This is a genomic window from Streptomyces sp. NPDC005374, from assembly GCF_042872225.1.
Taxonomy (GTDB): Bacteria; Actinomycetota; Actinomycetes; order Streptomycetales; family Streptomycetaceae; genus Streptomyces.
Genome location: NZ_JBIAKA010000016.1, coordinates 20745 through 40998, shown reverse-complemented (window position 1 = coordinate 40998; position 20254 = coordinate 20745). Strand labels below are relative to the sequence as shown.

Sequence of the window (20254 nt, the reverse complement as noted above, 5' to 3'; positions counted from 1 at the left end):
ACGAGTCCTACCACCGCACGGGCAGACTCCGCACCCCTCTGATCAGCATCCCCGGCAGCCACTCCCCCGGCGGCCCGTCGAGCGCGAGGGCCGGGGTGCGGTCCAACAGGGTCCGGATCGCCGTGCGGGCCTCCAGACGGGCCAGTGGGGCGCCCAGGCAGTAGTGGATGCCGTGCCCGAAGGCGAGGTGGCCGCGGGGATCGCGCCGCAGGTCGAAGCGGTCCGGGGCCGGGTAGCGGGAGCCGTCGCGGTCGGCCGCACTCAGGCAGATCATCACCGGGTCGCCCCTGTCCACGGCCCGTCCCGCGATCTCCAGGGGCTCGACGGCATACCGGAACGTCGCGTTCTCCACCGGGCCCTCGTAGCGCAGCGCCTCCTCGACCGCGCCGTCGATCAGGCTCATGTCGGCGCGCAGGGCAGCGAGTTGGCCGGGGTGGGTGAGCAGGGTGTGCACGGCGTTGGTGATGAGGTTGACCGTGGTCTCGTGGCCGGCGATCAGCAGGAGGAAGGCCATGCCGCGCAGCTCCGCCGGGGAGAGCCGGTCGCCGTCCTCGGCGGTCGTGCGGATGAGGTCGCCGAGCAGGTCGTCGCTCGGCCCGGCGCACCGCTTGTCCTCGATGAGCTCGGTCAGGTACTCGCCGAGGCGCTGGACGGCGTCGTACGAACTCTCGGAACTGGCGGGGGCCACGACCTCCGTCGACAGCTTGCGGAACTCCGTGCGGTCCATCTCGGGCACGCCGAGCAGTTCGCAGATCACGGTGATCGGCAGCGGGTAGGCGAGGGACTGGACCAGGTCGGCGCGGCCGTGCGGCAGCATCGTGTCGAGGAGGTCGTCGGTGATCTCCTGGATCCTGGGCCGCAGCCGCTCCACCCGGCGCATGGTGAAGGCGCGGGAGACCAGGCCGCGCAGCCGGGTGTGCTCGGGCGGATCGCTGCCCAGCAGATGGCGGCCGATCAGCTCCTCGTCGTGGAACAGCACGCCGATCCTGCGGCCGTCCTTGGCCAGCCGTGGGTCGGCGAGCGCGGCGCGCGCCTCCTCGTGGCCGACGACGAGCCAGGTCGAGTAGCCGGCGTCGGAGCCGGGTGGTCGCACACGGTGGACGGGGCCGAGGGCACGCAACTCGGCGTACACGGGGTGCGGGTCGCCGCGGAACGCGTCGCCGTATCCCCCGAGGTCGATCACTTCTTCAGTCATGAAAGCTCCCCCTTCACCCCGTCAACGTGCGCGGCCGCCGGCTAGTGCCCGGGCCCGCCGGAATCCTGGTCGTCCTCCAGGAGCCCCGCGTCGTACGTCAACAGGGCGATCTGCACTCGGTTGTTGAGGTCGAGCTTGGCCAGGACGCGGGACACGTGGGTCTTGACGGTGGCGACGCTCATGTACAGGGCGGCCGCGATCTCGGCGTTGGACAGGCCCTGGCCCACCGCGACGGCGACCTCGCGTTCGCGGTCGTTGAGGACGGCGACACGCGCGCGTGCACGTGCGCGCCGGGTGTCGGTGGCGGTACCGGCGGCGTGCTCCATCAGCTGGCGGGTGACGGTGGGCGACAGGACCGGGTCACCGGCCGCGACGCGGCGGACGGCGGCGAGGATCTCGGCGGGCCGGGTGTCCTTGAGGACGAATCCCGCGGCCCCCGCGCGCAGGGCGCGCAGCACCTGCTCGTCGGCGTGGAACGTGGTCAGGACGACGACCTGCGGGGCGTCGGGCCGTCCGCGCAGCCGCTCGGTGGCCGTCAGGCCGTCCACGGACGGCATCCGGATGTCCATGAGGACGACGTCCGGACGGGTCCGGTCGACGGCGGCCTCGACCTCGGCGCCGTCCGCCGCCTCACCGACGATCTCGATGTCGTCGGCGCCGCCCATCATCAGGGACAGGCCGGCCCGGACGAGGGGGTCGTCGTCGACGAGGAGCAGTCTGATCGCAGTCATGGGTCTTACGTAATCACGGTGGGGCGGGGTGCAATCACCTTTGCGGGCCGGTGAGTTGCGCCCGCGGGACCCTGCTCCCCGACCGTCAGCCCCACGGCAACCACGCCCGTACCCGGAACGCCCCGTCCGCCCGCGTCCCGTGCTCCAGCTTGCCCCCTGCGAGCGTCGCGCGCTCGGTGAGCCCGATCAGGCCCTGCCCCGAGCCGGGTACGTCCGGCACCTCGCCCTCGGGCGCGGGGTTGCGCACGGTCATGACGAGGCCCTCGCCCGGGCCGCCGCTGACGGTGACCGTGACCTCCGTGCCGGGGGCGTGCTTGCGGGCGTTGGTGAGGCCCTCCTGGGCGATGCGGTAGGCGGTGCGGCCGACGGAGGCGGGCACGGCAGCGGGGTCGGTGACGCGGCTGTCGAGGGTGACCTTCATGCCCGCCTCACGGGACTCGGCGACCAGTGTGTCCAGGGCGGCGAGGGTCGGCTGGGGGCGGCCCGTGTCGTCCTGGTCGCCCGCCCGCAGTACGCCGATGATCTCCCGCAGGTCCTGCAGCGCCTCGTGCGCGCTCTCCCGGATGACGCCGGCCGCCCGCGCGACCTCCTCCTCGGGCGCGTCCGGACGGAACTCCAGGGCGCCCGCGTGCACGCTGAGCAGTGTCAGCCGGTGCGCGAGCACGTCGTGCATCTCCCGCGCGATGGCCTCGCGGGCCAGCCGCTGCGCCTGCTCGGCCCGCAGCGCCGCCTCCGTCTCGGCACGCCGGGCGCGGTCGCGCAGGCTGAACATGAGCTGCCGTTTGGCCCGCACCAGCAGGCCCCAGCCGACGGTCGCGGTGATGAGTACCGCGGCGAGGACGACCGTGACGACGTAGGGCAGCTCGGCGTCGGGACGCAGCCGCAAGGAGAGCGGCACCAGGGCGATGTTGAGGCCGGCGAGCCAGGCCACATGGCGGAAGGGGCGGTGTACGGCGAGCGTGAACAGGGCGATCATGCAGGCGCCGCCGGCGGTGTCCGAGAGCACCCCGATCGGGACCGTGGCCACGGCGAGGCCGAGCGGCCAACGGCGGCGCAGCCACACGGCGGCGCAGGCGGCCGCGCCCAGCAGTTGGTCGAAGGTGGCGGCGGAGTGCGTCACATGCGGGTTGTCGTTCACCGCGTCCGCGCCGATCATGCCGATGCCGACGGCGAGCAGGAAGCAGGAGAAGTCGACCATCCAGTCGCGCGCGGTGCGTCGGGGCCGCCGTCCGGGCCGGGCGGCCGCGGGGTAGAACTCGTGGATCACCGCGGACGGCAGCAGCCAGCGTCGGCCGGGAAAGGCCGGGGGTTCGGGAACCGCTTCGTCACCGCTCACGGTCGACAAATCTACGCAGTGAGGGCCCGTCGCACCCGCCCGAGACCGGGATCAGCGACCAAAGTCGCGGCACCTCAGACTTTCGGCGCGGACGCCTCCGTAAGTCGATGCTTTCGCGGAAGGGGGCTCGCCCCGCGGCCGATGTTCTGTGGGGGGTCCGCGGGGCGAGGGTCTCTCCATGAAGCAACTGCTCGAACTACTCGGTTTCCTCGCCCTGGTGCAGGGCGGGGCAGGGCTGCTGCACGAGTTCACCGACTGGCACATCGGGCTCGTCCAGCGGATCGGTTTCCTCGACGGCTACGAGGTCTACGCGAGCGTCGCCCTGATCGTGCTGGCGTTCGCGCTGTTCGCCGCCGCGGACGCTCTCAGCAGCCGTAGTTGACCAGGTTGAACGTCACGTAGTGGTCCGCCGTGTAGTAGTCCTCCTGGGTCCGTTGACCGGTGACGATCCGGCGCGCTCCACGCGTGGAGGAACCGGGCGTGATGACCGTGTACTCGTGGTAGTAACTGCTCGACTGGCTCGGCAGGACGCCTTCCCGGTTCTGGAAGACGACGCCGTCCTGCGAGTAGGGGTAGGGGCCGCCCTCCTCGATCAGGTCCAGGGTGTCGTGGGCCTGGGAGGGCAGCTTGGTGTAGCAGACGCTGCCGACCGCGGCGGCCGCCGGGGTGGCGGTGACGGTGCCGCCGACGAGGAGAGCGGACAGGACGGCGGCCGCGGCGCCGATACGAGTGATCCGTGGGGGGAATCTCATGCCCTCATGATGACGCGCGTAGACCGTGGCATGTCAATGACAACTCCGGAGAATTTCCCGTCAAGTCCGATGAGTTTTCAGGGAGTTAACCTGACCCACCGCGTCTTCACGAAGCTCGGGATCAGGACCGGCTGCGGGCGAGGTCCAGCTGGTCGAGGAATGAGTCCATCGCGGTCTGGGCGTCGATGCAGTCGGTGAGGTCGACTCCTCCCTGGCCGGCCTTGACGTTGCGCAGGCAGTGCGAGGCGGTCGTCTGGACCTGGTCGAGGGCGTCCTTCCACTCGAGCTGAGTGAGCTTGTCCGGCAGCTCGCCGTACGCTCTCGCCGCCTTCACGTCGTCGAGCACCTGACTGCAGCGCGAGGCGATGCCCGCGTCCGCGCCGGTCGAACCGCCGCTGTCCTGGACCAGGGTGCGCACGTCCTTGGCGATGGTGAGCATGTGCTCCTGACCGCCGTCCTTGGACCAGCTCGCCAGCGTCTTCTCGTCCTCGGAGCAGCCGGCCAGGGGGGCGAGCAGCAGGGTCGCGCCGACGGCGACGAGAACGCCTCGCACGGCGGGACGCGAGCGGATCGACAGGTTCATGGGATTCCCTCTCCATTGCTTTTTCATGTGCGCTCCCCCTCCGCGACGGCCTCGTGCGACCGGCCGATTCGCCATGATCCCGAACCGCGGCTCCGGGTTCATCGGGGAAATCACTGACTTCTCCGGCCTCGCCTGAGGCCGGTGTCCGAGGACCGCCAGCGGTCCGGTGTCCGGGCCGGTGGGATGGACGTCATGACAACGACTCACGGAACTCTGGACGGCAAGGTCGCGCTCGTCACCGGCGGCAGCCGGGGTATCGGCGCGGCCACCGCGCTGCGACTGGCGCGGGAGGGGGCGGATGTGGCCCTGACGTATGTGAGCGGCAAGGAGGGGGCCGCGGATGTCGTACGCCGTGTCGAAGCACTGGGGCGCCGGGCCGTCGCCCTGCGTGCCGACTCCGCGGACGCGCAGGAGGCGGCGGGGGCGGTGCGGCGTACGGCGGAGGCGCTCGGCGGGCTGGACGTGCTGGTGAACAACGCGGGCGTGGGCGTGCTCGGCCCGTTGGACGGACTGTCCCTCGCGGACGTCGACCGGGTGCTGGCCGTCAACGTGCGCGGGGTGTTCCTGACCTCGCAGGAAGCGGCAGCGCACATGCGTCCGGGCGGCCGGATCGTCACGATCGGCACCTGTATGACCCAGCGCGTGCCGGGGCCCGGCGGGACCCTGTACGCGACGAGCAAGTCGGCCCTGATCGGCCTGACGAAGGCCCTCGCGCGCGAGCTCGGTCCACGGGGGATCACGGCGAACATCGTCCACCCCGGTCCCACCGACACCGACATGAACCCGGCAGCGGGGCCGTTCGCGGCGGGGCAGACCGCGATGACCGCGCTGGGGCGGTTCGGGACGGCGGACGAGGTGGCGTCGATGGTGACGTATCTGGCCGGGGCGGACTATGTCACCGGCGCGGAGTTCGCCGTGGACGGCGGACACGCGGCGTAGGTCAGGCGCGGCCTGAACTCGGCGGGCGGCAGCGACAGGCGCTGTCCCGCCGGATTCCGGAACTCGACGCCGGGGCTGACGGGTTCACGCGCGGTGAGCCCGTGAACCCGTGAGCCCGTGAGCCCGTGAGCCCGTCAGCCCGTGAGCCCGTCAGCCCGTCAGCCCGTCAGGGGATCCCTGGCTCAGCCGCCCAGTTCCTGGTGCCTCGCCGACAGCGCCGCCGAACCGCCCTCCGTCAGCGACCCGAACAACCGCAGGCGCGAGATCCCGCCGTCCGGGAAGATGTCCACGCGTGCGTGCGTCGCCACCGCCGGGTCCGGCAGGACGAAGCGGTGGTTGGTGTCGGGCTGGAGGCGGGTGCGCGGGAGGATTTCCTGCCAGTCACCGCCCTCGCCGCTGCCGCCGTCGCGGACCGACACCGATGCCCAGCCCGCGCTGTTCCCCTTCAGATACGCCGTGTCGATCTCGATCGCCCGGATGCGCGACTGGGCCGCGAGACGGTAGCGGATCCAGTCGTTGCCCTGGTCCCGGCGGCGCCGCGTCTCCCAGCCGTCGTCCATCTTGCGGGAGCGTCCCGGCTGGATGGTGTTGGACGCCGGCGAGTAGAAGAGGTTCGACGCGTCCTCGGCCCTGCCGCCGTTCTCCAGGGCGACCACGTCGAAGGTGCCGAGGACCGCAAGCCACTCGGGGTCCGGGACGACCTCGCCGTGCACGCGCAGGCGGGCGATGCCGCCGTCCGGATGCTGGTTGACCCGCAGGTGCGTGAAGCGCTGCTCGAGCGATACGGCGAAACCGTTCGCCGCGTGGCCGCCGACCTGTGTACGCGGGACCAGCGTCGTCCACTTCACGTCGTCGCCCAGCAGCTCCTCCGGGGACGGTGAACCGGGAACGGACGTGCCCTCGACCGACACCGCCTGCGGGTAGTTGCCGCGGAAGTGCGCCGTGTCGACCACGATCCCCCGGATCACGCCGGGCGCACCGAGCCGCACCAGCGCCCAGTCGTGGTCCTCGGCCGTCGGCCAGGGGTGCCCGGCCGAGGCACCCCGGCGGCGCCGCGTCTCCCAGCCGTCCATGATCTTGCCCTTGTGCCCGAAGTGCTCGGGGTCGAACTCGGCCCGCCCGGGCACCAGCAGGTTCTCGCGCTGGGCGAAGAACTCGTCGTTGGCGGCGATGACTCCGGCGCCGAGCGTCCGCGCGGCGAGGTCCGCGTACTGGGTGAAGGGGAAATCGGCGGTGCGGTAGTCCGCGTACGGGTCACCGCCTCCGTAGGGGTTCGCGTCGCCGGTGAAGCTCGGGATCGCCGTCACGTATGCATGCCTTTCGGGAGTGGGCCGGTGCGGGTGGATCAGGGCCTGCGGGTGAGCAGTTGGCCCTTCGGGGATGTGAACTCGCCGTCCGTGACGATGCGTTCGCCGCGCAGCCAGGTCGACTTGACCACGCCGTACAGGGTCCTGCCCGCATACGCCGTGACACGGTTGCGGTGCTGGAGGGCCGCCGGGTCCACCGTGAAGGTCTCGTCCGGCGCGAGGACCGCGAAGTCGGCGTCACGACCGGCCTCGATGGCACCCTTGCGCGTGTCCAGACCCACCAGTTCGGCCGTACGCCCCGACATCCAGCGGACGACGTCCTCCAGCGAGTGACCGCGCCTGCGGGCCTCCGTCCAGACCGCGGACAGGCTCAGCTGCAGGCCCGAGATGCCGCCCCACGCCGTCGCGAAGTCGTCCGTCTTGAGGTCGGCCGTGGACGGCGAGTGGTCGGTGACCACGCAGTCGATGGTCCCGTCGGCGAGCGCCTGCCACAGTAGGTCCTGATTGGCGGACTCGCGGATGGGCGGGCAGCACTTGAACTCGCTCGCGCCGTCGGGGACTTCCTCGGCGGTGAGGGTGAGGTAGTGCGGGCAGGTCTCGACGGTGACGCGGACACCGTCGGCCCTGGCCTCCGCGATCAGCGGCAGGGCGTCGGAGGACGACAGGTGCAGTACGTGCACGCGCGCGTCCAACCGCTTCGCCTGGGCGAGAAGTTGAGCGATGGCCGTGTCCTCGGCGTCACGCGGGCGGGAGGCCAGGAAGTCGGCGTACCTCGGTCCGCCCTGCTGCGGGGCGGCCGCCAGGTGGTGCGGGTCCTCGGCGTGCACGATGAGCAGGCCGTCGAAGGAGGCGATCTCGGCCAGGGACCGGGCGAGCCCGTCCTGGTCGAGATGCGGGAACTCCTCCACACCGGACGGCGACAGGAACGCCTTGAAGCCGAAGACACCCGACTCGTGCAGCGGACGCAGGTCCTTGACGTTGTCAGGCAGGGCGCCGCCCCAGAAGCCGACGTCGATGTGCGCCTTGTCCGCGGCGACCGCCCGCTTGGTGCGGAGGTGGTCGACCGTCGTCGTGGGCGGGAGGGAGTTGAGCGGCATGTCGACGAGGGTGGTGATGCCGCCGGCGGCCGCCGCGCGCGTGGCGGTCCAGAAGCCCTCCCACTCGGTGCGGCCCGGGTCGTTGACGTGCACATGAGTGTCGACCAGGCCCGGCAGCAGGACGTCGTCGCCGAGGTCCTCCAGGCGGGCCGTGTCAGGAACGAGGGCGTCGTACGGCAGTACGGCCGTGATCCTGCCGCCGGCGACCGCGACCGATGCGGCCCGCGTCCCTTCGGGCGTGATGACGCGCGTCGAGCGCAGCACCAGTTCGGTGTCGGACACCCGGACCCCTCTCTGCCGTCGTTAACTTCCGCGTAACGGAATTCAACTTTCTGTTGAAGGAGTCTTCACTCCCGTTCGGGTGCCGTCAAGGGCACACTTCCTCACAGTGCACCCGATGCCGGATCCCTGGACGTTTCCACAAAGCGGAATTAGGATTCCAGCAAGCAGAACGTAGCTACGCACCAGCGGGGAGTCAACCGCCTGCCGGGTAGGCTTCTGCCCTTCCGCCAGCCCCGAAAGGAACGCGCCGTGCCGACGTCCAGCGCCAGCACCAACGACTCCGCCAGGTCCGCCGGTGGCGGGGTCCAGTCCCTCGAGCGCGCCTTCGACCTGCTGGAGCGAATGGCGGACGCGGGCGGAGAGGTCGGGCTGAGCGAACTGTCCGCGAGCAGCGGACTGCCGCTGCCCACCATCCACCGCCTGATGCGGACGCTCGTGACCTGCGGATACGTCCGCCAGCAGACCAACCGTCGGTACGCTCTCGGCCCGCGCCTGATCCGCCTCGGGGAGTCGGCCTCCCGGCTGCTCGGCACTTGGGCCCGCCCCTATCTCGCCCGCCTGGTCGAGGAGACCGGCGAAACGGCCAACATGGCACTGCTCGACGGCGACGAGATCGTCTACGTCGCCCAGGTGCCGTCCAAGCACTCGATGCGGATGTTCACCGAGGTCGGCCGACGCGTCCTGCCGCACTCCACGGGCGTCGGCAAGGCGCTGCTCGCCCACACCCCCGACGACGAGGTGCGCGCGCTCCTCGCCCGGACCGGCATGCCGGCCGCGACGGACAAGACGATCACCACGCCGGACGAATTCCTCGCGGCCCTGGAGGCGGTGCGCGGCCAGGGGTACGCCGTCGACGACAACGAGCAGGAGATCGGCGTCCGCTGCCTCGCGGTCTCGGTGCCCAACTCCCCCACCGCCGCAGCCATTTCGATCTCCGGCCCGGCGGGACGGGTCACCGAGGCGGCCACCGAGAAGATCGTCCCGGTACTGCAGCAGGTGGCCGAGGAGCTGTCCGCGGCGCTGGCGAGCCAGAACCCGGCATGACGGCCCTTCAGCACTGGCCGGGGCGGTACACCGACCGGCACGGCACCGAGGAGATCGCCTTCGAGTCGGACGGCCGGGAGCTCATCCGTACGACGATCAGGGGTGTCCGCTTCGAGAGCGAATCGATGGACGACCTCGGCGCGATGACCGGCGAGCCACCCGAGCAGGCGTTCTCGTTCTTCGACGGCGCGCTGTGCTCCTGCCTCCTGGAATGGGAGGTGCCGATACCGATCGAGGTCCGGGGATGCGGCGTTCGGCCGGGGGTGCTGCGCTGTGCGCTGCGGCTCGGGGGCCCGGCGGGCCCGGGGCGCGGCCTGGACGAGGAGACTCTGACCACCACCCTGCTCCTCGACGGGTACGAGTTCCGCAACGCCGACGGTCAGGGGGACCTCGAGACCGCGCTGCACGACATCCAGAGAAAGCTGCCACGGGCGGCTCGGATGAGGGCCTGCGTCTCGTGCGCGTGGTCCGACTACAACCCCGCCGGCAATGGGTTCATGGCGGGGCTGGCCTGCTTCCGCGACACCAAGGACCGCTACCGGCAGGTGGACGGCAAGCACGGCCCGACCAGCATCTTCACGCTCTGGCAGGACCTCACCGAGTTCGTCCAGGAGACCTGGCTGTGCAAGGAGTTCGAGCACCGCACCCCGAAGGCCGGATACCGCGGATCCTTTCCGGCCTCCCAGCTGTAGCGCCTAGCGCCGCGGTTCCCCGAACAGTTCCACCGCGTCACGTACCGCCGACAGCCCTCGCGACAGCGCGCTGACCGAGCCGATCGCCGCGGCGATGAGCAGCAACGACCGCCGTAGCCGCGGAGCTTCGGGCTCGCCGTAGAGCGTCATGGCGGCCAGCGCGGCGAGTTCGTCCTCGGCGATGCCCCGGTCGGGGAACTCGGCCGGGTGCGCGGCGAGTTCGCGGCGCAGCCGGGACACCGCGGTCCGCAGTTCCGCCACTCTCGGATCGTTGTCGCTGCCGGTCACTGGCCTCTGCCCCAAGCTCCGCAACACAGCTTTCCCCCTCGCACGCCGTAGTGCGCCCCAGCATTGTGAAGCCCCTGCGGTGTTGGTCGGACGCCGAGGGACGCGGGTCAGTAAACGCCACCGAGTGCGCCGGGCGCCACTGCGGGGACCGAAATTAAGCCCGTTGAAACACGGCGTACTCCGGCGCGTCAGGTATGCAGGACGCATGACGGAGAACAAACAGCAGGTCGCCGGGCTGCTTCTCGCGGCGGGCGGCGGGCGGCGGCTCGGCGGGCGGCCGAAGGCACTGCTCGAACACCGGGGCCGCCCACTCGTCGAACACGCGGTCGGCGTCCTGCGCGCGGCCGGCTGTGCCCGGGTGCACGTGGTCCTGGGGGCCGCCGCAGCGGTCGTACGGGAGCGGGCGGAACTCGGCGACTGTGTGCTCGTGGAGAACCCGGCGTGGGCCGACGGCATGGGGTCGTCCCTGCGGGCCGGGCTCGACTCGCTGGCCGGTACGGGGGCGCGGGCGGCGCTCGTGTCCCTCGTCGACCAGCCCGGTATCGGAGCGGAGGCCGTGCGCCGGGTGCTCGCCGTCCACGAGAGCGACTCCTCGCTCGCCTCGGCCGCCTACGACGGCGTACGCGGCCATCCCGTCCTGTTCGGCTCCGCGCACTGGGCCGGGATCATCGCGACTGCGACCGGGGACCGGGGGGCACGCGCCTATCTGAAGGAGCACGAGGGCACGCTCACGCTCGTCGAGTGCGCGGACGTGGCCGAGCCCTACGACATCGACACGGCAGCCGATCTGGCGCACCTTGAGTGAGCGCGTTGGCACCGAGCGCCACATTGGCTCGACCCGGAGAATCTCGACATCAACAAACCATTGAACTTCCACAATGAGGAAACTAGTATCCACTGTTCAGAAGCGTCCTCCCCGTGTGAAGGGCGCCGACCGCGTACCCGGTTCGACTGGCACCCGGTGCCACCGCTGAAGGAAGTGACAGCTCATGTCCGCACCAGCGCCGTCCCCGCTGGCCATCGTCGACGCCGAGCCCCTGCCACGTCAGGAGGAGATCCTCACCGAGGCGGCCCTCGCCTTCGTGGCCGAGCTGCACCGCCGGTTCACGCCCCGGCGTGACGAGCTCCTCGCCCGCCGCGCCGAGCGCCGCGCCGAGATCGCCCGCACCTCCACGCTCGACTTCCTCCCGGAGACCGCCGCGATCCGCGCGGACGACTCCTGGAAGGTGGCCCCCTCCCCCGCGGCCCTGAACGACCGCCGGGTCGAGATCACCGGCCCCACCGACCGCAAGATGACCATCAACGCCCTCAACTCCGGTGCCAGGGTGTGGCTCGCGGACTTCGAGGACGCCTCGGCGCCTACCTGGGAGAACGTCGTCCTCGGTCAGGTCAACCTGGCCGACGCGTACACCCGGAACATCGACTTCACCGACGAGAGGTCCGGCAAGTCGTACGCCCTCAAGGCCGACGAGGATCTTGCCACCGTCGTCATGCGCCCGCGCGGCTGGCACCTCGCCGAGCGGCACCTCGTGGACGCGAACGGCGCCCAGGTGCCCGGCGCGCTCGTCGACTTCGGGCTGTACTTCTTCCACAACGCCCAGCGCCTGATCGACCTCGGCAAGGGCCCGTACTTCTACCTCCCGAAGACCGAGTCGCACCTCGAAGCCCGCCTGTGGAACGACGTGTTCGTCTTCGCGCAGGAGTACTGCGGCATCCCGCAGGGCACCGTCCGCGCGACCGTCCTCATCGAGACGATCACGGCCGCGTACGAGATGGAGGAGATCCTCTACGAACTCCGCGACCACGCCTCGGGGTTGAACGCGGGCCGCTGGGACTACCTGTTCTCCATCGTGAAGAACTTCCGTGACGGCGGCTCCAGGTTCGTCCTGCCGGACCGCAACCTGGTCACGATGACGGCCCCGTTCATGCGCGCGTACACCGAACTCCTCGTCCGCACCTGCCACAAGCGCGGCGCGCACGCGATCGGCGGCATGGCGGCGTTCATCCCGTCCCGCCGGGACGCCGAGGTCAACAAGGTGGCCTTCGAGAAGGTCCGTGCCGACAAGGACCGTGAGGCGGGCGACGGCTTCGACGGCTCCTGGGTCGCCCACCCGGACCTGGTCCCGATCGCCATGGAGTCCTTCGACAAGGTCCTCGGGGACAAGCCCAACCAGAAGGACCGGCTGCGCGAGGACGTCCACGTCGAGGCAGCCGACCTCATCGCGGTCGACTCGCTGGACGCCAGGCCGACGTACAACGGGCTCGTCAACGCCGTCCAGGTCGGCATCCGTTACATCGAGGCGTGGCTGCGCGGGCTCGGTGCGGTCGCCATCTTCAACCTCATGGAGGACGCGGCCACCGCCGAGATCTCCCGCTCGCAGATCTGGCAGTGGATCAACGCGGGCGTCGAGTTCGAGAACGGCGAACGCGCGACCCCGGAGCTGGCCCGCAAGGTGGCCGCCGAGGAGCTCTCGAACATCCGCCAGGAGATCGGCGAGGAGGCCTTCGCGGCCGGTCACTGGCAGCAGGCCCACGACCTGCTGCTCCAGGTCTCCCTCGACGCCGACTACGCGGACTTCCTGACGCTGCCGGCGTACGAGCAGCTCAAGGGCTGACGTCGTCGGAGGTCCTGTCCGAGTGGCCCAGGGACTTTCCCGGGGCCACTCGGTCGCGTACGGCCTGCTTCACCGCCGTCGGCTCCGGGAAGCCCTGCTCGCGCCGGTCCCAGACGACCTCGTCGTCGACGCGGACGACGAAGACACCGCCCGTGCCCGGCTTCAGGGCCAGTTCCGTCAGTTCGGTCTCGAACGTCGTGAGCAGTTCCTGGGCCAGCCAGGCCGCGCGGGGCAGCCAGCGGCACTGGGTGCAGTACTCGATCTCGACACGGCCACTCATCCGAGGTGCACCGACCAATCCTGTTCCGCGGCCGGTTTGCCGTGCAGGTCGGGGACCCGCTTCAGCCACGTGGGCCGGCCTTTCTCCGTCCTCGCCGCGCGAAGGGCCTCTTCGGCGGCGAGTTCATCCCGGGTGGGGAAGTCGGTGGGGAGCCAGGCCTCGGAGGCCCGCACGCGCGCGTGGAGGTACGTCACGTAGGCCTCGCGTGCCTGGTCCGGGGTCGCGAAGTCGGTGAGCCAGGCGTCGGGGACCTCGGCGACGACCCGGCGCAGCAGGTCCTCAGTGACCGCGGCCGCCAGCTCCGCGTCGGCGGCGCGCACGTCGGGGCCGTAGTGGCCGAGCGCGTGGTGGCGGAAGTCGTACGCCTTCGTCGGATCGGACCCGTCCCAACGGTGGTGGAAGACGAGGGCGGCGCCGTGGTCGATCAGCCACAGGCGCGGGGGCGCGATGCCAAGCGTCGGCCAGATCATCAGGTTCGAGCTGTGGACCGTACGGTCGACGTTCACGGTCAGGGCGTCGAGCCAGACGATACGGCCGGCCTCCAGCGGGTCGACCGGGAACGTCCCGGCGATCTCCGGGGTGAGGTCGCGGGCGCCCGGCAGGTAGTCCATGCCCAGGTTGAGACCGGCGCTGGCACTGTGCAGTTCACGCACCTCCTGGTGCGGCTCGCTGTCGGCGATCGCCGGATCGAAGTGCACGAGGACCAGCTCGGGAAAGCGCAGCCCCAGCGCCCGCGCCAGCTCGCCGACGATCACCTCGGCGACCAGCGCCTTGCGGCCCTGCGCGGAGCCGGTGAACTTCACGACGTAGGTGCCCAGGTCGTCGGCCTCGACGACTCCGGGCACGGAACCGCCGGAGCGCAGGGGCTCGACGTAGCGGATCGCGGTGACCTCTCTCAGCACCGGGAACCGCCCGTCGTCGGCCCTGCGGGGAATCCGGGGAGTGCGACTGGCATGCAGTGAGCATAATGACCGGGCCTCACCTCGCACCCCACCCGTGCCCCCGCCCCCGCTCCCCCGCCGGACGGCGACCTGCTGCTCACCGTCGGCCGCGATGCCTGCCGTCACCGATCTCACCACGGGCACCTGGCCGGCGACCGAACCGATGTGACGCCGACCGGTACCTCACGCGCCGACCAACGGGTTCGGCAGGGGCAGGTAGCGGGCGTCCGCCCCGTCCGCGCCCGTCCACCTCAGCAGCAGGTTCGTCTTGCCGGGGAGGGTGGGCGAGGTGAGCAGGGCGGCCGCTTCGGGGAGGTCGTGGCGGGCGAGTTCGCGGCGGGCGGCGGGCCAGGGGTCGAAGCCGGGGTGCCGTTCGGCGAGGACCGCGGCGACCTCGCACAGGTGGTTCACGACCAGGCAGTACACCAGCCGCTCCCACCCGGCCGCGCGCGGGACGTCCGCCGGCAGCTTCACGCCCTCGGCGTCCCGGAACAGCGCCTGCACGGGCATGCCGTCGGCGTCCACGGCCACCAGCGTGTTCTGCAGGTGTGCTTCGAGTACGACACCGTGGTCGCCGAAGGCCGCGAGGGCGGGCGGGACCACCGCACCCAGGTACGCCTGCCACCAGTCCGCCGGATCGGCGGTGCCGTCGAGCGGGTTGCCCTCGAACCCCTCCACGAGGGCCGCGGCGAGCAGCGGGGTCGTCCCGGGGCGCACCCGGTCGTGCAGGCCGTCGCGGACCAGGACGGCGAGTTCCTCGAAGGCGAAGTCGGCGGTGCGGTAGCCGCGGTCGCTGAGCCAGGCGGCGGGGCGTGGGCCGGGGCTCGCGGCGAAGGCCTTCACGACGGCTTCATCCGTACGGCGGAGTTTGAGCAGGTCGTGGCGCCAGAGCCGGCGGATGTCGTTCGTGATGCGGACGTCCAGACTGAACTTCAGGAAGAGGTCGTGTTCGGGGGCGTACACCGTGCGGATCGCGGCCGTCGGCCAGGTCTCGAACCCGGTCGTGCCGAGGCGGATCAGACGTCCGTCCGCGAAAGCCTCCGCGAAGGCCTCCGCACAGGCCTCGACGCGGTCCACCAGGTCGAGCTGCCAGGGATGCGCGGGCAGCAGACGATAGCCGGGCGGGGCCTCCCCGAGCGCGTCGAGGGCCGAGGTGTCACCCTCCTCGACGACGGTGTCCTCGCGCAGACCGAGCAGGACCAGCGGGAAGCGGGCGTGGGCCTCGGGGGCGTACGGCAGCCAGGCGGCGACCGGGCCACCGCCGCGGGCCTTGGGAGCGGGGTGGTACGGGTGGCCGGTGACGAGGCACTGCTCGGAGCGCAGATACGGGTCCTCGGGTGCCGCGACCCGGTCCCGGGCCGTGAGCAGGGCAGCCACCGCGTCCCGGCTGTCGGTCATCTCGGCGGGCAGTTCGTGGTTGGACACGCCGGTGTGCCGGGTCAGTTCCTCGGCGACGAGCTTCACGAGTTCGGCGTGGCCGACGCGCCGCCAGCCGCCCGCCGTGTACACCTCTGGCTCGGCGGGCCGCCGCTGTCCCAGTACCCGCAGCAGCCGTCCGCCGGGAAGCCGGTACACCGGGCGTTCGCCGGGTTCCGGGAGCGGCTCGGCCACCTCGCGCAGCAGGCAGTTGAGCAGGGGTGCCGCGGCGTAGGCGTCGGCACGGTGTGCGACGGGGACGTCGGCCTGCGGGGGCGGGAGATCCACGCGATCCACTCGTTCTCTACGGTTCATCCGGGGCGGCGACGATCAGTATGTCTGCCGTCACCACCCCACCGTGCCACCACTCGTACCCGAGGAGTCCGACCGTGCACCGTCCCTCCGCCGCCGAGGCCCGGTTCGCCGCAGAGCTGGCCGTCGTACACCCCGGCCTCACGGCGCGGTACGCGGCAGAGCTGCCCGGCGCACGGGCGGCCGTGCTGACCCGGCTGTGGCGTGGGCTCACGCACGAGCCGCTGCCCTGGATCACGGCACGGCGGGCGGGCGGGGAGGGACTCGCTCTGCGTCTCTCGGACGGGCGCCGGCTGCACGGACCGCACCCGGACCCGTATGCCACGGCCCCCTACGTCACCGTCGTCCGCCTCGACCAGGTCGCCTACGACGATCCGGCGCGTCTGATGACCGACCTCGGCGTACCGCACGGCGCGGACCTCGCGGTCGAACTCGCGGACAGCGTGGCCTCGTTGGCGCTGTCGAGGTCGGGGCAGCCGGCCCGTCCGGGGAAGTGGCCGACGTCCGACTGGGAGTGGGAGCAGCGGATCGTGGACGGGCACCCGTACCACCCCAACTGCCGTTCCAGGCCCGGTTTCTCGGTGGCGGAGCAGTTGGCCTACGGTCCCGAGCACCGGCCGCTGGTGCGGCTGGGGTCCGTGCCGGTGCCGGTGGACGAGTGCCTGGTCACGGGTGCGTGGCCGTCGCAGATGCGGGACGGGGGGCGGCTGTTGCTGCCCGTGCATCCATGGCAGGCGGAGCATGTGCTGAAGCGGCCGGTCACCGAGGGTCCGGGCGCGCACCCGCTGATGTCCCTGCGCACCCTCGCCCTCGCCGACGGGCCGCAGCACGTCAAGACCGCGCTGAGCGCCCGTCTGACATCCTCGGTGCGGGACATCTCCGGCTACTCGATCAGCATGTCCGCGACGCTCTCCGAGTTCGCGGAGACACTGTCGCCGCGCATGGACGGCCTGCTGCACTTCACCCGCACCCTGGGTGCCGTGACCGCGGGCTCCCCCGATCTGGCCGCCGTGGTGCGGGAATCCCCCCAGGTGTACGGCGACCGGGTCCTCCCGGTGGCGGCCCTCGCCACCACCGATCTGCCGAACTCCCCCGTGTGGCTCGCCGAGTTCGCCCGGCTGGCGCTCACTGCGGGGCTGCGGCTGCTGGAGCTCGGGGTCGCCCTGGAGGCGCACGGCCAGAACCTCCTCGTCGTCCTGTCCGAGTCGAACGCGCCACTCGGGCTGGTCTACCGGGACCTCGCCGACATCCGGATCAGCCCCGCGCGGCTCGCCCGGCACGGCATCCCGGTCCCGCCTCTGTCCGGACGGGTCGTCACGGACGACGAAACCACCCTGCGGCGCAAGCTGTTCGGCTCCCTGGTCGCCGGAGCCCTCGCGGCCACGGCGGGTTCGGCGACGGCGTTGCGCGGGGCACTGGAGATCGCCGTACGGGATCTGCCGCGCACCCCGGATCTGGCCGCGCTGCTCGAGCAGCCGCTGCCCGCGAAGGCGTTGACGCTGATGCGGCTGTCGCCGGGGACGCCGGGCGACCAGTGGACCGCACTGCCCAACCCCCTGCTCTGAGCGGCCGTTTTGGAGCCCGGCACACCTGATCAATAGGATCCGGCGATGATCACAAGTAAACGGCTGGCGGCAGGAGTGTGCGTCCTGCTCACCGCCCTGACGGCCGGGATCGCCTTCCCGGTCGCGGCGGTCGCCGGTGAACCCACGGGCCAGGCCGCGCCGCAGGTCGATCTCGTCCTCGACGTGAGCGGCTCGATGCGGACGACGGACATCGACGGCGGCACCCGGATGGCGGCGGCGAAGCAGGCCTTCAACGAGGTGCTGGACGCGACGCCCGAGGAGGTCCAGCTCGGCATCCGGACCCTCGGCGCCAACTACCCGGGCGACGACCAGAAGACGGGCTGCAAGGACACCGCCCAGCTCTACCCGGTCAGCACGCTGAACCGCACCGAGGCCAAGTCGGCGGTGGCCACCCTCTCCCCCACCGGCTGGACCCCGATCGGCCCCGCGCTGCTGAAGGCGGCCGGTGACTTCACGAAGGGCGACGGCTCCAAGCGGATCGTGCTGATCACGGACGGCGAGGACACCTGCGCCCCGCTCGACCCGTGCGAGGTGGCCCGTGAGATCGCCGCGAAGGGCGTCGACATGACCATCGACACCCTCGGTCTGGTCCCGAACAGCAAGATGAGCCGGCAGCTCAGCTGCATCGCCGAGGCGACCGGCGGCACCTACACCTCGGTGGAGCACGCCGACGAACTCACCGACAAGGTCAACCAGTTGGTGGACCGGGCGGCCGATCCGGTGGTGACGCCGGTGGCCACCGAGGGCACCGACGCCTGCACCGACGCGCCCGCGCTGAAGTCCGGTCTTTACACCGACCGCGAGGAGTTCGGCCGGCAGCGCTGGTACCGGGTGGACGTGAACCCCGGTCAGGAGCTGCGGGCTTCGGTGAGCGTGGGGGCCGACCGGACCGTGAATCCCTCGTACGGGGTGCTGCTGCGGGCGGTGACCGTGCACGGCCGGGAGATCGTGCGCGGTGAGGCGGCGGGCAACGGCCGCTCCGACATGATCTCCACGGGGCTCAGGTATCCGAAGGCGGAGAGCGACGAGGACGACGCGGCGGCCGAGACGGTGTGTCTCCAGGTCACCAACTCCTTCTCGGCGGCCGCCGGGGTGAAGACCACCCCGGGGCTGCCTCTGGAGCTGACCGTCGACGTGGTGGACGGGCCGTCGAAGGCGAGCGACGTGGCCTCCTTCGGCCTCGGGCGCGGCTGGTGGCTGCTCGGCGCGCTGATCCTCGCCGGGTTCGTCGCCGGTCTGCTGTGGGGCTGGCTGTCACGCTGGCGGCTCGCGGTCTGGAGGACCAACTGATGCGGATCACACGTACGGTGGGCGCCGCGGCGCTGCTGCTCGGGCTCGCGGTCTCCCCCGCGGTGGCCGACTCGACGCCCTCGCCCACGGATTCGGCCTCGACGGACAGTGCCGCTCCCACCCTGGCGGGCACGTCCTTCCGTGACGCGACGGAGATCGAGCAGGGCCAGACGGCCACGGCGAGCGGCTCCGCGGGCGACTACCTGTACTGGTCGTTTCCCGCGGACTCGGGCCAGCGCCCCACCGTCAAGGCGACGGTGAAGCTGCCCGAGACCCACGCCACCGAGACCTGGCAGGTCGACGTCTACGACGGACTGCGGCGCCGCCAGTCCTGCCAGTACGGCGCCCAGACCCGGACCGCCGCCCCGGACGCGTCCTCGGTGGAGCTGGCCTGCACGCTGCGCACGGTCCGCGCCTGGTCGGAGGCCTGGGCCAACGACCCGCTGCCGGGCACGTACTACGTCCGGCTGACGGTCGTCGGCCTCTCGACCGCCGACCTGGGCCTTCCGGTCGGCACCGAAGTACGGGTCGACTCCAAGGACATCGGTGGTTCGGCCGCGGTGGACGGTTCGCTGGCCGAGCCGCTGGTGCCGGGGATCGCGGTGAAGTCCGAGGCGGAGGACGACGGTTCGCAGGACACCAAGTCCGCCGTGCTGTCCGCCATCGAGCCCGAGGACGGCTGGTCCTCCGGCTGGTGGTCCGACCGTTGGCTGTGGACGGCGGTGGGCGGTGCGCTGGCCGCACTGGCGGGGGTCGGCGGATATGCGCTGACGCGTGGATCGGGACGGCCGTCCCGGGTGCCGCCGGGAGCCTGACCCGGCGTCCGACATCGAGAAGGCCCGCTCCGGCGGGCCTTCTTCACGTTCACGCCTCGCGCAGCGCCTTGGCGATCGTGCCGTCGCCGGTCACCTCGACCCGCCCGCCCCGCACCGCGTCGGTCAGGCTCAACTCCCCCCGGCCGACGGCCCCGCAGGTCTCGGCGTCCATGACCAGCCGGGCGTCCGGCTCTCCGGGGGCGGGTCCGTCGCCGTACGCCGGGCCCTCCTGCGCTCCGACGTGCAGATGGAAGTCGCCCTCCTCCAGGCGGACTTCGACGAGCCCTTCGCCCTCGAGCGAGCGCAGCAGGGGCAGGGCGAACCAGTGCGCGCGTACGGCGTCGGTGGGCCGCCGTTCGCCGAGTTCGGGTCCGCCCCAGGTGCCGAGGGCCTGGAGCACCGGCAGCAACTCGCGTCCGCGCGGGGTGAGTTCGTACACGTAGGCCGCGCCGGGCGGGGGGAGTCTGCGCCGCGTGGTGAGGTCGTCGCGCTCCATGTCCTTCAGCCGTGAGGCGAGTACGTCCGTGCTCACGCCGGGCAGGTCGGCGTGCAGGTCCGTGTAGCGGCGCGGGCCGGACAGCAGTTCCCGGACGATCAGCAGGGTCCAGCGGTCGCCCACGACGTCGAGGGCACGGGCCGCGGAACAGTACTGGTCGTAGCTTCGACGTGGTGACATGCGACGCAGTCTAGACAAGTGGTTGGACTTTCCAAGCTGCTACTTGGTAAAACCAAGCAACACAGGAAACCGGAGAG

General features: G+C 71.5%; 21 protein-coding genes. 9 read left to right on the top strand and 12 right to left on the bottom strand.

Annotated features, from left to right (window positions below):
* Positions 1-7: 7 nt before the first annotated feature.
* The 3 genes from ACFYRX_RS34035 to ACFYRX_RS34025 all read right to left on the bottom strand — a co-directional run bounded on the left by ACFYRX_RS34035 (position 8) and on the right by ACFYRX_RS34025 (position 3271).
* Positions 8-1195, bottom strand: coding sequence for a cytochrome P450 (locus ACFYRX_RS34035; RefSeq protein ID WP_389108237.1), 1188 nt, complete (start codon positions 1193-1195; stop codon positions 8-10).
* A 41-nt stretch (positions 1196-1236) separates the two neighbouring features.
* Complete coding sequence (locus ACFYRX_RS34030) at positions 1237-1926, bottom strand: response regulator (protein WP_389108234.1); 690 nt, start codon at positions 1924-1926, stop codon at positions 1237-1239.
* Between the two features lie 85 nt (positions 1927-2011).
* Positions 2012-3271 (bottom strand): sensor histidine kinase, encoded by a 1260-nt coding sequence (locus tag ACFYRX_RS34025; protein WP_389108232.1) that lies wholly within the window; start codon positions 3269-3271, stop codon positions 2012-2014.
* Between the two features lie 169 nt (positions 3272-3440).
* Here ACFYRX_RS34025 and ACFYRX_RS34020 point away from each other — a divergent pair, with 169 nt between their 5' ends.
* Complete coding sequence (locus ACFYRX_RS34020) at positions 3441-3644, top strand: hypothetical protein (protein ID WP_389108229.1); 204 nt, start codon at positions 3441-3443, stop codon at positions 3642-3644.
* On the opposite strand, the gene ACFYRX_RS34015 is transcribed toward ACFYRX_RS34020, so the two are convergent.
* Positions 3628-4014, bottom strand: coding sequence for a ribonuclease domain-containing protein (locus ACFYRX_RS34015; RefSeq protein WP_389108226.1), 387 nt, complete (start codon positions 4012-4014; stop codon positions 3628-3630). The two genes, ACFYRX_RS34020 and ACFYRX_RS34015, sit on opposite strands and share 17 nt — an antisense overlap.
* 121 nt (positions 4015-4135) lie before the next feature.
* The gene (locus ACFYRX_RS34010) at positions 4136-4597 is read right to left on the bottom strand and encodes a hypothetical protein (protein WP_389108223.1); all 462 of its coding nucleotides are present in this window, start codon (positions 4595-4597) and stop codon (positions 4136-4138) included.
* Between the two features lie 183 nt (positions 4598-4780).
* On the opposite strand from ACFYRX_RS34010, the gene ACFYRX_RS34005 reads away from it, so the two are divergent.
* Positions 4781-5536: a 3-oxoacyl-ACP reductase family protein gene (locus tag ACFYRX_RS34005; protein ID WP_389108713.1), complete on the top strand. Its 756-nt coding sequence runs from the start codon at positions 4781-4783 to the stop codon at positions 5534-5536.
* 182 nt (positions 5537-5718) lie between these two features.
* Here ACFYRX_RS34005 and alc read toward each other — a convergent pair whose 3' ends face one another.
* Both alc and allB read right to left on the bottom strand, forming a co-directional pair.
* The gene (alc, locus tag ACFYRX_RS34000; protein ID WP_389108220.1) at positions 5719-6843 is read right to left on the bottom strand and encodes an allantoicase; all 1125 of its coding nucleotides are present in this window, start codon (positions 6841-6843) and stop codon (positions 5719-5721) included.
* A 38-nt stretch (positions 6844-6881) separates the two neighbouring features.
* Positions 6882-8222, bottom strand: coding sequence for an allantoinase AllB (gene allB / locus ACFYRX_RS33995; RefSeq protein ID WP_389108217.1), 1341 nt, complete (start codon positions 8220-8222; stop codon positions 6882-6884).
* A gap of 249 nt (positions 8223-8471) precedes the next feature.
* Here allB and ACFYRX_RS33990 point away from each other — a divergent pair, with 249 nt between their 5' ends.
* Positions 8472-9266: an IclR family transcriptional regulator gene (locus ACFYRX_RS33990; protein ID WP_389108214.1), complete on the top strand. Its 795-nt coding sequence runs from the start codon at positions 8472-8474 to the stop codon at positions 9264-9266.
* Positions 9263-9958 (top strand): DUF6304 family protein, encoded by a 696-nt coding sequence (locus tag ACFYRX_RS33985; RefSeq protein WP_389108211.1) that lies wholly within the window; start codon positions 9263-9265, stop codon positions 9956-9958. The genes ACFYRX_RS33990 and ACFYRX_RS33985 overlap by 4 nt, the downstream gene beginning before the upstream one ends.
* Positions 9959-9961: 3 nt before the next feature.
* Here ACFYRX_RS33985 and ACFYRX_RS33980 read toward each other — a convergent pair whose 3' ends face one another.
* Positions 9962-10273, bottom strand: a complete 312-nt coding sequence (locus ACFYRX_RS33980; RefSeq protein ID WP_389108208.1) for a DUF5955 family protein — start codon at positions 10271-10273, stop codon at positions 9962-9964.
* A 178-nt stretch (positions 10274-10451) separates the two neighbouring features.
* On the opposite strand from ACFYRX_RS33980, the gene ACFYRX_RS33975 reads away from it, so the two are divergent.
* Positions 10452-11051, top strand: a complete 600-nt coding sequence (locus tag ACFYRX_RS33975) for an NTP transferase domain-containing protein (protein WP_389108205.1) — start codon at positions 10452-10454, stop codon at positions 11049-11051.
* A gap of 184 nt (positions 11052-11235) precedes the next feature.
* Positions 11236-12861 carry a malate synthase A gene (gene aceB / locus ACFYRX_RS33970; protein ID WP_389108202.1) on the top strand — a complete coding sequence of 542 codons (1626 nt, stop codon included), beginning with the start codon at positions 11236-11238 and terminating at the stop codon, positions 12859-12861.
* Here the strand turns inward: aceB and ACFYRX_RS33965 are convergent.
* The 3 genes from ACFYRX_RS33965 to ACFYRX_RS33955 form a co-directional block, all read right to left on the bottom strand.
* The gene (locus ACFYRX_RS33965; protein WP_389108199.1) at positions 12851-13141 is read right to left on the bottom strand and encodes a SelT/SelW/SelH family protein; all 291 of its coding nucleotides are present in this window, start codon (positions 13139-13141) and stop codon (positions 12851-12853) included. The genes aceB and ACFYRX_RS33965 overlap by 11 nt on opposite strands.
* A complete protein-coding gene (locus ACFYRX_RS33960) occupies positions 13138-14043 on the bottom strand; it encodes a HipA family kinase (RefSeq protein ID WP_389108711.1) in 906 nt (301 codons plus the stop codon). The genes ACFYRX_RS33965 and ACFYRX_RS33960 overlap by 4 nt, the downstream gene beginning before the upstream one ends.
* 222 nt (positions 14044-14265) lie before the next feature.
* On the bottom strand, positions 14266-15795 hold the full coding sequence (locus ACFYRX_RS33955; RefSeq protein ID WP_389108195.1) for an IucA/IucC family protein: 1530 nt from the start codon (positions 15793-15795) through the stop codon (positions 14266-14268).
* A 92-nt stretch (positions 15796-15887) separates the two neighbouring features.
* On the opposite strand from ACFYRX_RS33955, the gene ACFYRX_RS33950 reads away from it, so the two are divergent.
* Genes ACFYRX_RS33950 through ACFYRX_RS33940 form a run of 3 tightly spaced genes read left to right on the top strand, consistent with a single transcriptional unit; the run spans position 15888 to position 19501 of the window.
* Positions 15888-17375 (top strand): IucA/IucC family protein, encoded by a 1488-nt coding sequence (locus ACFYRX_RS33950; RefSeq protein ID WP_389108192.1) that lies wholly within the window; start codon positions 15888-15890, stop codon positions 17373-17375.
* Positions 17376-17420: 45 nt separating this feature from the next.
* Complete coding sequence (locus ACFYRX_RS33945) at positions 17421-18686, top strand: VWA domain-containing protein (RefSeq protein ID WP_389108190.1); 1266 nt, start codon at positions 17421-17423, stop codon at positions 18684-18686.
* Positions 18686-19501, top strand: coding sequence for a hypothetical protein (locus ACFYRX_RS33940; RefSeq protein WP_389108187.1), 816 nt, complete (start codon positions 18686-18688; stop codon positions 19499-19501). Before ACFYRX_RS33945 ends, ACFYRX_RS33940 begins: the two co-directional genes overlap by 1 nt.
* A gap of 49 nt (positions 19502-19550) precedes the next feature.
* On the opposite strand, the gene ACFYRX_RS33935 is transcribed toward ACFYRX_RS33940, so the two are convergent.
* On the bottom strand, positions 19551-20177 hold the full coding sequence (locus tag ACFYRX_RS33935; protein ID WP_389108184.1) for a winged helix-turn-helix transcriptional regulator: 627 nt from the start codon (positions 20175-20177) through the stop codon (positions 19551-19553).
* Positions 20178-20254 lie beyond the last annotated feature (77 nt).

Coding starts and splice junctions, on each gene's coding strand:
- ACFYRX_RS34030 (WP_389108234.1), bottom strand. CDS start 1,926: ATGACTGCGATCAGACTGCTCCTCGTCGACGACGACCCCCTCGTCCGG.
- ACFYRX_RS33975 (WP_389108205.1), top strand. CDS start 10,452: ATGACGGAGAACAAACAGCAGGTCGCCGGGCTGCTTCTCGCGGCGGGC.
- ACFYRX_RS34010 (WP_389108223.1), bottom strand. CDS start 4,597: ATGAACCTGTCGATCCGCTCGCGTCCCGCCGTGCGAGGCGTTCTCGTC.
- ACFYRX_RS34020 (WP_389108229.1), top strand. CDS start 3,441: ATGAAGCAACTGCTCGAACTACTCGGTTTCCTCGCCCTGGTGCAGGGC.
- ACFYRX_RS33965 (WP_389108199.1), bottom strand. CDS start 13,141: ATGAGTGGCCGTGTCGAGATCGAGTACTGCACCCAGTGCCGCTGGCTG.
- ACFYRX_RS33940 (WP_389108187.1), top strand. CDS start 18,686: ATGCGGATCACACGTACGGTGGGCGCCGCGGCGCTGCTGCTCGGGCTC.
- ACFYRX_RS33985 (WP_389108211.1), top strand. CDS start 9,263: ATGACGGCCCTTCAGCACTGGCCGGGGCGGTACACCGACCGGCACGGC.
- ACFYRX_RS33935 (WP_389108184.1), bottom strand. CDS start 20,177: ATGTCACCACGTCGAAGCTACGACCAGTACTGTTCCGCGGCCCGTGCC.
- ACFYRX_RS34035 (WP_389108237.1), bottom strand. CDS start 1,195: ATGACTGAAGAAGTGATCGACCTCGGGGGATACGGCGACGCGTTCCGC.
- ACFYRX_RS34005 (WP_389108713.1), top strand. CDS start 4,781: ATGGACGTCATGACAACGACTCACGGAACTCTGGACGGCAAGGTCGCG.
- aceB (WP_389108202.1), top strand. CDS start 11,236: ATGTCCGCACCAGCGCCGTCCCCGCTGGCCATCGTCGACGCCGAGCCC.
- ACFYRX_RS33945 (WP_389108190.1), top strand. CDS start 17,421: ATGATCACAAGTAAACGGCTGGCGGCAGGAGTGTGCGTCCTGCTCACC.
- ACFYRX_RS34015 (WP_389108226.1), bottom strand. CDS start 4,014: ATGAGATTCCCCCCACGGATCACTCGTATCGGCGCCGCGGCCGCCGTC.